The following is a 13,067-nucleotide window of genomic DNA, read 5'->3' on the forward strand; positions in this document are numbered from 1 at the left end:
GGGAACGATCATCTCAGCGAAAGACTTGCCGCGACGCTCAGTCATGCACAAGATCGTTCCCACGCTCCGCGTGGGAATGCCGCCGAGGACGCTCTGCGTCCTGCTTTCAGTGCAACATCCGGCAATTGCGCAGTGGTGACGCGGAGCGTCACGGGATGCATTCCCACGCGGAGCGAGGGAACGATCATCTCAGCGAAAGACTTGCCGCGACGCTCAGTCATGCACAAGATCATTCCCACGCTCCGCGTGGGAATGCCGCCGAGGACGCTCTGCGTCCTGCTTTCAACGCAACATCCGGCAATTGCGCAATGGTGACGCGGAGCGTCACGGGATGCATTCCCACGCGGAGCGGGGGAACGATCCATGCGTGGCGCACATAAAAAAGGGCCGCGACGCTCAACGGCGTTGCGGCCCTTCTTTAACGGTGGCGCTTATGCCGAATGGTAAGTCGGCAGGGCAAAGCGGTTCTGGCTTTGCAGCATCGAAATTTGTGGCAGCTCACTGGCTTGTTCGGCCAGGTCGCGGCGGATGGCGCTGATGACCCAGGTCAGTTGGTCGGCGGTGTGCAGCTGCTGATACGAGATCGAGCGCTTGACCTGTTTGCCTTCGCTGTTACGCAGGGTCAACAGAATGCCGCCGTCTGGACGTGGTTGGGTGGTGACGTCGTAGTTGGAAAATACCGAAGCGAATTTATCTTGGATCAGGCTCATGTCTATCAGCTCCATTGGCTCAAGTTGGCAAGCATGGAGTGATAGGTGCAGTGATTGTGCCAGTATTGAATCTTATAAAAAGTCTTTATAAATCAGTGACTTATAAAATCTCAAGATTTTCGTTTTCGTGCAATTTGCATGAAAGGCCATCGTGCATCCTGCATTTTGCGTTATCCAGACGGTTAATTCCCGCGCGCAGTTGCTGTTTTGCTAACGACTCAGACCGCATGCTTGCGGGATAAATTCCATCCGGCCGGCGGCCGGGCTTTCTCTATTGATTCTGCCTATGGGCGCTTTTGACAAAAAAGCCATGACAGCGGGGAACTCCATCGCGACACTGGGCGCCATATAAAGCATCAGAAAGGAGCCCTACTATGTCGACCCAGCCCCAACAAATGACCGAAGACGAAGCCGCCGAATTTGCCGAGCAGGTCTTCGACGTCGCCCGCAAGGGCGATGCCGCCATGCTCGCGGCGCTGTTGGCCAAAGGTCTGCCGGCCAACTTTCGTAACCACAATGGCGACACGCTGTTGATGCTCGCCGCCTACCACGGCCACGCCGAGGCGGTAAAAGTGCTGCTGGAGTTCAAGGCCGACCCCCTGATCGCCAACGACAAGAACCAACTGCCGATTGCCGGTGCGGCATTCAAGGGCCACCTGGCGGTGGTCAAGGCGCTGATCGAAGGCGGCACCCCGGTTGAGGCGGCGTCTTCGGATGGGCGCACGGCGTTGATGATGGCGGCCATGTTCAACCGTGTCGAAATGCTCGATTACCTGCTCGGCCAGGGTGCCAACCCCAAGGCCACCGATGCCCAGGGCGCGACGGCGCTGGCGGCGGCGCAGACCATGGGGGCAGTGGATACGGCGGCGCTGTTGCAAAAACTGGTGTAGGCTACGCGCCCTCGAAAACCGCCCGCCACAGGACCCACCCATGAAAACCGCTCTCGTCGAACTCATCAGCAAAATCAGCAGCGGTGTCATGGGGGCGGACGAGGTGGCGCGTATCGCCGATGAAGCAGCTCAGGCCTACGCGGATCCTGCGGCTTTTCTGGCGGCCAATCCGGATATCAACTACGACGACAGCTTCCCGATTCCTTTGGGGGAGTGGGTGGTGGTCGGCAGCCTGCCGGACACTGTGCTGTTCCAGGCCGACACCTACGCGGACCTGTTTGCGCAGATCGTTGCCTCGTTCGGTCCGGGCGTGGCGTTCAACCTCAAGCCCAAGCAATTGGCCAAGACCGAAGACCTGACCGCGCTCAATCGCATCCAGATCCAGATGAGCGCCCTGAGCCCGGAAGACGGTGGCTATGTGCTGCTCAACTTCAGCCAACTGCTTGATGACGAAATCCAGGCCGTCCTGGTGTTCGGCAACGACCTGTCGCGGGTGCTGGAACTGTGCGCCGAGGTTGGTATCAAGGCTGAGCCGTCGCTGGAAGCCCTGAAGATTGCCGTTCACGTTTAAATAATACGGAACCACCGTCAGGGCTGACTATCCTACAAGGGCATGCCCCCACACTTAGGAGCGACACCATGGGTTCAACTTTCAACGGCCTGATTGGCCTGATCATCCTCGCGCTGGATATCTGGGCGATCATCAACGTGTTCAAAAGCGGCGCGAGCACGGGCGCCAAGGTGTTGTGGATTCTGTTGATCCTGCTGCTGCCGGTACTGGGCCTGATCATCTGGGCCATCGCCGGGCCGCGCGGTAACGTGCGGATCTAACACCGTACTGTGGGAGGGGGCTTGCCCCCGATTAGCGGTGGGTCAGCACTGTATCTGTTGCTGACCCTCCGCTATCTGGGGCAAGCCCCCTCCCACATTGGTTTTGCCGGTTTTGCCTACCCCCGTTGAATTTGTGTGTCGAAAGTATTCGCTGCACGAAATTTTCACATCCCGTCCAAGACAATTCGCCCGCTTTGTTCCTCTGCCAGGGCCCCAATCCCTGGGGCATTTAAAGCGGTGGCGAGCTCGCACGTTCAGTAATTAATAGCCTTGCCGGCCTTGATCGGGCACCATTTGCGCCACCGCGTTAACCACCCACCCCGGCCAGCCTGGGCGAGGGCGGACGCCACTGCATTAATTTCGCAACTTCAACTTCCAATGGGTCCTAAAACGACATGGCAAACCCGGACGCCCTGAATCAGCAGCGAGCTTCAAATCGCCTGCTGCAACCGACCGTCAAATCCCATCTGGCATACACGCTGCTCTGCGCACTGGTCATGATGGTGATGTTCTCCCTGCTGCGCCTGGCGTTGCTGGTCTACAACCGCGAGATGATCCTCGACACACCCGCCTCGACCTTCCTGGAAGCGTTCGCCAACGGCCTGCGCCTGGATATCCGCCTGGTGATGTACCTGCTGGTCCCGCTGCTGTTGGCCTTGTTCAGCGTCCGGGCCATGGCGGCGCGCGGGTTTTTCCGGTTGTGGCTGACCGTTGCCTCCAGCATTGCGCTGTTCCTGGGCCTGATGGAGATGGACTTCTATCGCGAGTTCCACCAGCGCCTCAACGGTTTGGTCTTCCAGTATGTGAAGGAAGATCCGAAAACCGTGGTGAGCATGCTCTGGTATGGCTTCCCGGTGGTGCGCTACCTGTTGGCCTGGGCCGTGGGCACGCTGATCCTGAGCATGGCCTTCAAGGGCGCCGACCGTGCAACGCGCCCACGTGGCCCGTTCAGTGGCGGCAGCATCGGTACGCGCCAGGTGGCGCCGTGGTACAGCCGCATCGCGGTGTTCGTGGTGTGCCTGCTGGTCGCCGTGGTCGCCATCCGTGGCACCCTGCGCCAGGGCCCGCCGTTGCGTTGGGGCGACGTGTACACCACCGACTCGAACTTCGCCAACCAGTTGGGCCTTAACGGTACGCTGTCGTTGATCGGCGCGGCCAAGGCGCGTTTCTCCGCGCATCGCGACAACGTCTGGAAAGCCACCCTGGAACAACCGCTGGCCACCCAGACCGTGCGTGACATGCTGCTGCTGCCGAGCGAGAAGCTGGTGGATACCGATACCGCCGCCGTGCGCCGTGATTTCACGCCGCCGGCCGAGAAGACCCTGCCGATCAAGAACGTGGTCGTGATCCTGATGGAGAGCTTCGCCGGTCACTCGGTGGGCGCCCTGGGCCGTCCAGGCAACATCACGCCGTACTTCGACAAGTTGTCCAAGGAAGGCCTGCTGTTCGATCGCTTCTTCTCCAACGGCACCCACACCCACCAGGGTATGTTCGCCACCATGGCGTGCTTCCCGAACCTGCCGGGCTTCGAATACCTGATGCAGACCCCCGAAGGCAGCCACAAGCTGTCGGGCCTGCCGCAGTTGCTGAGCGCGCGCGATTTCGACGACGTGTACGTCTATAACGGCGACTTCGCCTGGGACAACCAGTCGGGCTTCTTCAGCAACCAAGGCATGACCAACTTCATCGGCCGCAACGACTTCGTCGATCCGGTGTTTTCCGATCCGACCTGGGGCGTGTCCGACCAGGACATGTTCAACCGTGGCCTGGAAGAACTGAAGGCCCGCGAAGGCGGCAAGCCGTTCTACGCACTGCTGCAAACCTTGTCCAACCACACACCGTACGCGTTGCCGACGCCGTTGCCGGTTGAGCCGGTCACCGACCGTGGCAGCCTCAACGAGCATTTGACGGCCATGCGTTACTCCGACTGGGCGTTGGGCCAGTTCTTCGAGAAGGCCCGCAAGGAGCCGTACTTCAAGGAAACCCTGTTTGTGGTGGTGGGCGACCACGGCTTCGGCAACGAGCAACAGATCACCGAGATGGACCTGGGCCGTTTCAACGTACCGATGCTGATGATCGCGCCGGGCATGCAGGAAAAGTTCGGCGAGCGTGACCACACCGTGGGCACCCAGATCGATATCGTCCCGACCATCATGGGTCGCCTCGGCGGTGACACCCTGCACCAGTGCTGGGGCCGCGACCTGCTGAACCTGCCGGAAGGCGACAAGGGCTTCGGCGTGATCAAGCCATCGGGCAGCGACCAGACCGTCGCCTTGCTGACGGCCGACCGCGTACTGGTCCTGCCCAAGGAAATGCCACCGAAGTTGTGGCAATACGAACTGGGCGCCAACCCGACCGGCAAGGTCATTGCCGAGTCGCCGGACGAAGCGGCGCTCAAGCAGAAACTTGAGTCGTTCCTGCAAACCGCGACCAAGAGCCTGTTGGATAACACCGCAGGTGTGGTGGACGGCAAGCCGGACTAACTAACAAACCGGCAATAAAAAAGAGGCCTCAATTGAGGCCTCTTTTTTTTACCCTTGGAAGGGGCTTATATCTTGCCGAGCAACAACAGCACCAGCAGAACTACCAGCACCACACCCAGGATACCCGACGGGCCATAACCCCAGTTACGTGAGTGCGGGAACACCGGCAGGCCACCCACCAACAGGAGAATCAGGATAATGATCAGAATCAGGCTCATGGTTTTATTCCTTATAGGCCTTCTGTAAAGACCGGTTATTCAGCGGGAGTCTCGTCCATCTGATAATGGACGGCTTATCAACTCCGACTCTGCCGCCTGATAAAAAATTCAGTATTTTTTTAAAGCATTTCGCTTGCTCGCTTATTTCTTTTAACACGGCCGCAACTACGCAACGTTAGTTGAAAAATATTGAACTTAGGCTATACGCAAGTATCCGACCGAGCCCGCGGTTTGCCTGGGGCATTCATCATTCTGATGGTGCGTGGGCGCGGCAGGAACCTTCGCTACACTGCCGATCACTTCCATCGTGAACCACAAGGCTACTTCCTATGCAAAACCGCATGATGATCACTGGCGCCGGGTCCGGTCTGGGTCGTGAAATCGCACTGCGCTGGGCCCGTGAGGGTTGGCGGCTGGCCTTGTCGGATGTCAGCGAGCCGGGCTTGCAGGAAACCCTGAGGTTGGTGCGCGACGCCGGTGGCGACGGTTTCATCCAGCGCTGCGATGTGCGTGACTACAGCCAGCTCACTGCGTTGGCGCAGGCCTGCGAAGTGAAGCTTGGCGGCATCGATGTGATCGTCAATAACGCCGGCGTGGCGTCCGGCGGGTTCTTTGCCGAGCTGTCGCTCGAGGATTGGGACTGGCAGATCGCAATCAACCTGATGGGCGTGGTCAAGGGCTGCAAGGCGTTCCTGCCGCTGCTGGAAAAGAGCAAGGGCCGTATCATCAACATCGCCTCGATGGCCGCTCTGATGCAGGGCCCGGCCATGAGTAACTACAACGTGGCCAAGGCCGGTGTGGTGGCGCTGTCGGAAAGCTTGCTGGTGGAACTCAAGCAGCAGGAAATCGGCGTGCATGTGGTCTGCCCGTCGTTTTTCCAGACCAACCTGCTTGATTCATTTCGCGGGCCGACCCCGGCGATGAAAGCGCAGGTGGGCAAGTTGCTCGAGAGTTCGCCGATCTCGGCGACGGACATCGCCGACTATATCCATCAGCGCGTGAGTGCAGGCGAGTTCATGATTCTGCCCCACGAGCAGGGGCGAATGGCGTGGACACTCAAACAGAAAAACCCGCAGTTGCTCTATGACGAGATGACGCTGATGGCTGACAAGATGCGCGCCAAGGCGCAGGCCATAAAGGGCTGATAGGGGTGCGGTCTGTCAGGCAAATTACCTATGCCTGTAGGTGATGCCTGATTTGGCCGCGAGCCATTGCTGGTTACGCTACAAACAAGCATGGTCGGGGTCCTGACATTCGAAAAAGGACAACCGCCATGCTGGTCTTGAGCCGCGCCTTGGGCGAAAGCATTTCCATCGGCGATGATATCGCTTTGCACATTCTTGAAGTCAGTGCCAACCACGTGAAGTTCGGCATCGCAGCGCCGGCAGGCGTCAGCGTGCATCGCGCCGAGGTGTATCGCAAAATCCTCGAACGCCAGGCGAGTGCCGCCTATCCGGTGCCGGTGCCCAACCCGTAGCGTCACCGTCAATCAAACAGGTGCTTGGGCACGTCGTGCTTGAGCATCAGTTGGCACTGCTCGCTTTCCGGGTCGAACACAATCAGCGCCTGGCCTTTGGTCAGTGCCTGACGTACGCGCAGTACCCGGGTTTCCAGCGGTGTGTCGTCGCCATTGTCGGTGCCATCGCGGGTGACGAAATCCTCGATGAGGCGGGTCAGGGTGTCGACTTCAAGCGCGTCGTAGGGGATCAGCATATAAGCCTCGGGGGTCAAGTCCCGGCGATGCTACTGTGCCGGGACTTATGTTGCCAGTGTCGGGCGTTTCAAGGGTCAGCTGTTGCCCGTATCGGACTTGTTCCCGACCAGGCTGTCCACCGACGGCACCCGGGTATCGCTTTCCATCTGCGTCTCATGTTCGATCTGATGGCTGAAGCGGTCCAGGGAGCCTTGTGCCGGTTGCGCGTCGCTGGCGAATACCGGTGGGCTGAGGATGTAGGCGCCGAGCAGTCGACTCAGTGCCGCCAGGCTGTCGATATGGGTGCGCTCGTAACCGTGGGTGGCATCGCAACCGAACGCCAGCAGGGCGGTGCGAATGTCATGCCCGGCGGTGACCGCCGAATGCGCATCGCTGAAGTAATAGCGGAACAGATCGCGGCGTACCGGCAGGTCGTTGTCCGCCGCCAGGCGCAGCAGATGCCGTGACAGGTGATAGTCGTACGGTCCACCGGAATCCTGCATCGCCACGCTCACCGCGTGCTCGCTGGAGTGCTGGCCCGGAGCGACCGGGGCGATGTCGATGCCGACGAATTCACTCACATCCCAGGGCAGGGCGGCGGCGGCACCGCTGCCGGTTTCCTCGGTGATGGTGAACAGCGGGTGGCAGTCGATGAGCAGCGGTTCGCCGCTGTCGATAATGGCCTTGAGCGCAGCGAGCAGGGCCGCGACGCCGGCCTTGTCGTCCAGGTGACGTGCGCTGATGTGGCCGCTTTCGGTGAACTCCGGCAGTGGGTCGAATGCCACGTAGTCACCGACGCTGATCCCCAGGGAATCGCAATCGGCACGGGTCGCGCAGTAGGCGTCCAGGCGCAGTTCCACGTGGTCCCAGCTCACCGGCATTTCATCCACGGCGGTGTTGAACGCGTGCCCGGAGGCCATCAGTGGCAGCACGCTGCCGCGGATCACGCCGTTGTCGGTGAACAGGCTGACACGGCTGCCTTCGGCAAAGCGGCTTGACCAGCAGCCGACCGGCGCCAGTGTCAGGCGGCCGTTGTCCTTGATGGCGCGCACGGCGGCGCCGATGGTGTCCAGGTGCGCGGAGACGGCGCGGTCAGGGCTGTTTTTCTGGCCCTTGAGGGTCGCGCGAATCGTGCCGCGCCGGGTCATTTCAAACGGGATACCAAGCTCTTCCAGGCGTTCGGCGACGTAGCGCACGATGGTGTCGGTGAAGCCGGTGGGGCTGGGAATGGCGAGCATTTCCAGCAGCACTTTTTGCAGGTAAGCGAGATCGGGTTCGGGAATGGTTCGAGTCATGGAAACTCCTGATGAGTTGAGGGCGATCGTTCCCACGCTCTGCGTGGGAATGCCTCCAGGGACGCTCTGCGTCCGCTGTGGTGACGCAGAGCGTCACGGGCTGCATTCCCACGCGGAGCGTGGGAACAATCGGTGGTCAGGCGGCCGGCTGACTGTGCGGAAACAACAAATCCACAAACTTCTCAGCGGTCGGTTGCGGTTCATGGTTGGCAAGGCCTGCCCGTTCATTGGCTTCAATGAAGACGTATTCGGGCTGGTCGGCGGCGGGCACCATCAGGTCCAGGCCGACCATGGGAATATCCAGCGCGCGGGCTGCACGCACAGCGGCATCTACCAGGGTCGGATGCAAAATGGCCGTGACATCTTCCAGGCATCCGCCGGTATGCAGGTTGGCGGTGCGGCGCACGGCCAGTTGCACGCCACGGGGCAGGACGCTGTCGTAGTCGTAGCCGGCGGCCTTGAGGGTGCGCTCGGTTTCCGCGTCCAGGGGGATCTTGCTTTCGCCATCGGTGGCGGCCTGACGCCGTCGGCTTTGCGCCTCGATCAAGGCGCGAATCGAATGCTGACCGTCACCCATCACTTCGGCAGGGCGGCGGATCGCTGCGGCGACCACTTCGAAGCCAATCACCAGGATGCGCAGGTCCAGGCCCTCGTGGAAGCTTTCGAGCAGCACGCGGCTGTCGAACTGGCGCGCCGCGTCGATGGCTTGCTGCACCTCCTCGAACGTGTGCAAATCCACCGCCACGCCCTGGCCCTGCTCGCCATCGAGCGGCTTGACCACGATACGTTGATGTTCGTCGAGAAACTCCAGGTTGTCGTCGGCACTGCCCGCCAATTGCTGCGCCGGCAACTTCAAGCCGGCGGCCTTGAGCACCTTGTGGGTCAGGCTCTTGTCCTGGCACAACGTCATGCTGATGGCGCTGGTCAGGTCGCTCAGCGACTCGCGGCAGCGCACGCGGCGCCCGCCGTGGCTGAGGGTGAACAGGCCGGCATCGGCATCATCCACCTGCACGTCGATGCCCCGTCGATGGGCTTCTTCGACAATGATCCGTGCATAAGGATTGAACCCCGCCTGCGGCCCGGGGCCGAGAAACAGCGGCTGGTTGATGCCGTTCTTGTGCTTGATGGCGAAGGTGTTCAACGCACGAAAGCCCAACTTGGCGTAGAGGCTCTTGGCCTGACGGTTATCGTGCAACACCGACAGGTCCAGATAGCTCAAGCCTCGGCTCATGAAATGTTCCACCAGGTGGCGCACCAGCACCTCACCCACGCCGGGCCGGGTGCATTGCGGGTCTACCGCCAGGCACCACAGGCTGCAACCGTTTTCCGGGTCATGGAACGCTTTCTGATGGTTCAGGCCCATGACGCTGCCGATGACCGCGCCGCTGTCCTCATCTTCGGCCAGCCAGTACACCGGGCCGCCTTGATGGCGCGGCGTCAGGCGTTCGGCGTCAATGGGCAGCATGCCGCGGCCCTGGTAGAGCAGGTTCACCGCCTGCCAGTCGGCTTCGTTCTGCACGCGGCGGATACGAAAGCCGCGAAACACACGGGTAGCGGGGCGGTAGTCACTGAACCACAGGCGCAGAGTGTCCGAAGGGTCGAGGAACAACTGCTGCGGATCGATGCCGAGAATCTGCTGGGGCGCGGCCACATACAGCGCGATATCGCGCTCGCCGGGTTGCTCGTTGAGCAGTTCCTGGGCAAGGCTGGCGGGGTCGGGGAAGGTGTGCCCGATCAACAAACGCCCCCAACCGCAATGCACGGCAATCGGTTCGGGGCCTTGCGCGCTGCCGTCTTCGGCCAGCCGGGCCTGCAGGCGCTCGTAGGTCGGCGCCTGGCCCTTGAGCAAGCGTTGGCTGTACGCCGCGGCGTTAGGTTTCATTGATCAGATTCCTTGTTCGCTGAGCCACAGGTTCAGCGCCGCCAGTTGCCACAGCTTGGAGCCGCGCAACGGCGTCAATTGGCCTTGTGGGTCCGTCAGCAGGCGGTCGAGCATGGCGGGGTTGAACAGGCCACGGTCCTGGCTCGGGTCCAGCAGCAGCTCGCGTACCCAGTTCAGGGTGTCGCCTTGCAAATGCTTGAGGCCCGGCACCGGGAAGTAGCCTTTCTTGCGGTCGATCACTTCGCTGGGGATCACCCGGCGCGCGGCTTCCTTGAGCACCTGCTTGCCGCCGTCGGGCAGCTTGAACTTGCCCGGCACGCGGGCCGACAGTTCCACCAGGCGATAGTCGAGAAACGGTGTACGCGCTTCCAGGCCCCAGGCCATGGTCATGTTGTCGACGCGTTTGACCGGGTCCTCCACCAGCATCACCGTGCTGTCCAGGCGCAGGGCCTTATCGACGGCGGCATCAGCCCCCGGCATCGCGAAGTGTTCGCGCACGAAGTCCCCGGCGGCGTCGTTGGCGGTCAGCCATTTCGGCGCAACGGTGGCGGCGTAGTCGTCGTAGCTGCGGTCGAAAAAGGCATCGCGATAAGCCGCATACGGATCGCTGGCGCCATCCACCTGCGGGTACCAGTGGTAACCGGCGAAGAGTTCGTCGGCGCCCTGGCCGCTCTGCACCACCTTGCAATGCTTGGCCACTTCCCGCGACAGCAGGTAGAAGGCGATGCAGTCATGACTGACCATCGGCTCGCTCATGGCGCGGAACGCGGCCGGCAGTTGCTCGATGATCTCGCTTTCGGCGATGCGCAACTGGTGGTGACGGGTGCCGTAGTGCTTGGCGATCAGGTCCGAATACTGGAACTCGTTGCCAGCCTCGCCGCCCGCGTCTTCAAAACCGATGGAGAAGGTCGACAGGTCTTGCACGCCGACTTCACGCAGCAGGCCGACGAGCATGCTCGAGTCGACGCCACCGGAGAGCAGCACGCCAACGTCCACAGCCGCGCGCTGGCGGATCGCGACGGCTTCGCGGGTGCTGTCGAGCACGCGATCGGTCCAGTCTTCCAGGGTCAGGTGTTTTTCATCCTCATGGGGGCCGTAGGGCAGGGTCCACCAGGTGTGCTGTTCGGTCTTGCCGCTGGCATCGATGCGCATCCAGCTCGCCGGCGGCAGTTTTTCAATGCCTGCCAGCAGGGTGCGCGGTGCAGGCACCACGGCATGGAAGTTGAGGTAGTGATTGAGCGCCACCGGGTCGAGGATCGGGTTGATATCGCCGCCCTTGAGCAGCGCCGGCAACGCCGAGGCAAAGCGCAGGCGCTGGTCGGTGCGCGACAGGTACAAAGGCTTCACACCGAGACGGTCACGGGCGATGAACAGACGCTGCGCATCGCGCTCCCAGATGGCAAACGCGAACATGCCGTTGAGCTTGGGCAGCAATGCTTCGCCCCACGCGTGATAGCCCTTGAGCAGCACTTCGGTGTCACCGCCGGAATAGAAGGCGTAGCCGAGGGCTTCCAGCTCTTGGCGCAGTTCCGGGAAGTTGTAGATCGCGCCATTGAACGCCAGGGACAGCCCCAGTTGAGCGTCGACCATCGGTTGGGCGGAGCCGTCCGACAGGTCCATGATTTTCAGGCGGCGATGACCCAGGGCAATCGGCCCCTGGGCGTGAAAGCCCCAGGCGTCGGGGCCACGGGGGGCGAGGTGATGCGTGATGCGTTCCACGGCTGCCAGGTCGGCAGGTTGATGATCAAAGCGTAACTCGCCAGCTAATCCACACATAAGTTCCTTACCGGTTTTTCCGTTGGGGAGGGGTCAATACTCAATACGCCTTGAAGGGCGCGTACCCAGAAACTGACCCAGCGCTATGCGTGGAGTTTTAGATCAATAAGTTATAAAGCAAACTGCCATGAGGTCATCCGGCCTGCACTTTAGAGGCTTGAGATTTGCCGCGAACCAGGGCGCGCAGGGCAAATCGATTGGGATGACAGGCCTCGGCCACCGCGCTCGGCAAGGGCAGTGGTTCGTCACAGAGCCAGGCTGCCAGCAGTTCGCCGCACAGCGGTGCTGTGACCAGGCCGCGTGAGCCGTGCCCGCTGTTGATGTACAGGCCCGGCAGCCACGGGCAGGGTAGGTCTGGCACTTGCCGGGCGTCTTTGCCCAGTGCGGCGTACACCTGTGCAAAGGCCTCAAGGTCGGCCAACGGGCCGACGATCGGCAGGTAGTCGGGGCTGGTGCAACGAAAGGCCGCGCGGCCCTGCAAGTGTTCCGCTGCCATTGTGTCGGCGTCCAGGCGTTGCAGCAGGTCTTCCGAGATTTCGCGCAGCCTCTCCAGGTTACCGGCATGTTCGGCGCTGGTGGGGGTGAGGTCCTGGCTATTGAAATCGAAACTGGCGCCCAGGGTATGTTCGCCCAGGCGGGCCGGTGCGACATAACCTTCAGCGCAGACCACGGTGGCCAGCGCCCGGCTTGCCGGCGTCTGCGCCAGGCAGGTGATTTGCCCGCGGATGCGCTTGAGCGGCAAGTCGGCGCTGGGTGCGAAGCGCTTGATCTCGGCAGCCCCGGCGAGCACGACCACGCTGGCACTGGCCAGTAGCCGATCACCGTCGCGCGCGCACCATTGGTCATCCACTCGGTCGAGTTCAAGCACCTCGCGGTGGGTGAGCACGTTGATCAAGGGGTGCGTTGCCTGCCACTGGCAGAGCGACGGTGGATGCACCCAGCCGCCCTCGGGGAAAAACAGACCGCCCTGGGCCACGTCGATCCCGGCGCATTGCCGCGCCTGATCGCGATCGACCAAGTGCAACAGCGCTGGGGGAAACGCTGCCGCCAGTTGGGCCTGGCGCTCGCCCTCCCTGGCGTCGAACGCCAGTTGCAACACGCCGCAGTCGTCCCAGTCGACGCCACGGTGCAGCTGTTCGAGCAGGCGCCGGGTATGCCCGAAGCCGCTGAGTATCAGTTGGGACAGTGCCGTTCCGTGCGCTGAGAGCTTCAGGTACAGCACGCCCTGGGGATTGCCCGAGGCCTCTGCGGCCAGTCCGGCATGCCGTTCCAGCAAGCTCACCCGCCAA

Annotated in this window: 13 protein-coding genes; 6 read left to right on the forward strand and 7 right to left on the reverse strand. The window is 61.8% G+C overall.

Annotated features, from left to right (window positions below; genetic code table 11):
• Positions 1-431: 431 nt before the first annotated feature.
• On the reverse strand, positions 432-710 hold the full coding sequence (locus BFP96_RS23635) for a DUF3509 domain-containing protein (protein WP_003172952.1): 279 nt from the start codon (positions 708-710) through the stop codon (positions 432-434).
• A gap of 374 nt (positions 711-1,084) precedes the next feature.
• Between BFP96_RS23635 and BFP96_RS23640 the strand changes: the two genes are divergently transcribed.
• The 4 genes from BFP96_RS23640 (at position 1,085) to BFP96_RS23655 (ending at position 4,914) form a co-directional block, all read left to right on the forward strand.
• Complete coding sequence (locus BFP96_RS23640; RefSeq protein WP_065887969.1) at positions 1,085-1,600, forward strand: ankyrin repeat domain-containing protein; 516 nt, start codon at positions 1,085-1,087, stop codon at positions 1,598-1,600.
• Positions 1,601-1,640: 40 nt separating this feature from the next.
• Positions 1,641-2,171 (forward strand): hypothetical protein, encoded by a 531-nt coding sequence (locus tag BFP96_RS23645; RefSeq protein WP_065887970.1) that lies wholly within the window; start codon positions 1,641-1,643, stop codon positions 2,169-2,171.
• A 68-nt stretch (positions 2,172-2,239) separates the two neighbouring features.
• The gene (locus tag BFP96_RS23650; protein ID WP_003172956.1) at positions 2,240-2,431 is read left to right on the forward strand and encodes a PLDc N-terminal domain-containing protein; all 192 of its coding nucleotides are present in this window, start codon (positions 2,240-2,242) and stop codon (positions 2,429-2,431) included.
• A 395-nt stretch (positions 2,432-2,826) separates the two neighbouring features.
• Entirely contained in the window at positions 2,827-4,914 is a 2,088-nt protein-coding gene (locus tag BFP96_RS23655; protein WP_057721425.1) for an LTA synthase family protein, read from the forward strand.
• A gap of 65 nt (positions 4,915-4,979) precedes the next feature.
• Here BFP96_RS23655 and BFP96_RS23660 read toward each other — a convergent pair whose 3' ends face one another.
• Positions 4,980-5,132 (reverse strand): DUF3309 family protein, encoded by a 153-nt coding sequence (locus BFP96_RS23660; protein ID WP_003192767.1) that lies wholly within the window; start codon positions 5,130-5,132, stop codon positions 4,980-4,982.
• 329 nt (positions 5,133-5,461) lie between these two features.
• On the opposite strand from BFP96_RS23660, the gene BFP96_RS23665 reads away from it, so the two are divergent.
• On the forward strand, positions 5,462-6,277 hold the full coding sequence (locus BFP96_RS23665) for an SDR family oxidoreductase (protein ID WP_065894021.1): 816 nt from the start codon (positions 5,462-5,464) through the stop codon (positions 6,275-6,277).
• Positions 6,278-6,405: 128 nt separating this feature from the next.
• Positions 6,406-6,609 carry a carbon storage regulator CsrA gene (gene csrA / locus BFP96_RS23670; RefSeq protein ID WP_065887973.1) on the forward strand — a complete coding sequence of 68 codons (204 nt, stop codon included), beginning with the start codon at positions 6,406-6,408 and terminating at the stop codon, positions 6,607-6,609.
• An 8-nt stretch (positions 6,610-6,617) separates the two neighbouring features.
• Here csrA and BFP96_RS23675 read toward each other — a convergent pair whose 3' ends face one another.
• The 5 genes from BFP96_RS23675 to mnmC form a co-directional block, all read right to left on the reverse strand.
• Positions 6,618-6,845: a YheU family protein gene (locus BFP96_RS23675; RefSeq protein ID WP_003192759.1), complete on the reverse strand. Its 228-nt coding sequence runs from the start codon at positions 6,843-6,845 to the stop codon at positions 6,618-6,620.
• Positions 6,846-6,920: 75 nt separating this feature from the next.
• Positions 6,921-8,120: an osmoprotectant NAGGN system M42 family peptidase gene (locus tag BFP96_RS23680; protein WP_065887975.1), complete on the reverse strand. Its 1,200-nt coding sequence runs from the start codon at positions 8,118-8,120 to the stop codon at positions 6,921-6,923.
• A 136-nt stretch (positions 8,121-8,256) separates the two neighbouring features.
• A complete protein-coding gene (gene ngg / locus BFP96_RS23685; RefSeq protein WP_065887976.1) occupies positions 8,257-10,002 on the reverse strand; it encodes an N-acetylglutaminylglutamine synthetase in 1,746 nt (581 codons plus the stop codon).
• 3 nt (positions 10,003-10,005) lie between these two features.
• Positions 10,006-11,778: an N-acetylglutaminylglutamine amidotransferase gene (locus tag BFP96_RS23690; RefSeq protein ID WP_065937117.1), complete on the reverse strand. Its 1,773-nt coding sequence runs from the start codon at positions 11,776-11,778 to the stop codon at positions 10,006-10,008.
• A 133-nt stretch (positions 11,779-11,911) separates the two neighbouring features.
• On the reverse strand, positions 11,912-13,067 hold a 1,156-nt coding region (mnmC, locus tag BFP96_RS23695), incomplete at its 5' end, for a bifunctional tRNA (5-methylaminomethyl-2-thiouridine)(34)-methyltransferase MnmD/FAD-dependent 5-carboxymethylaminomethyl-2-thiouridine(34) oxidoreductase MnmC (protein WP_083216678.1).

The sequence above is a fragment of the Pseudomonas sp. 34 E 7 genome, from assembly GCF_900005715.1.
Lineage (GTDB): Bacteria > Pseudomonadota > Gammaproteobacteria > Pseudomonadales > Pseudomonadaceae > Aquipseudomonas > Aquipseudomonas orientalis_A.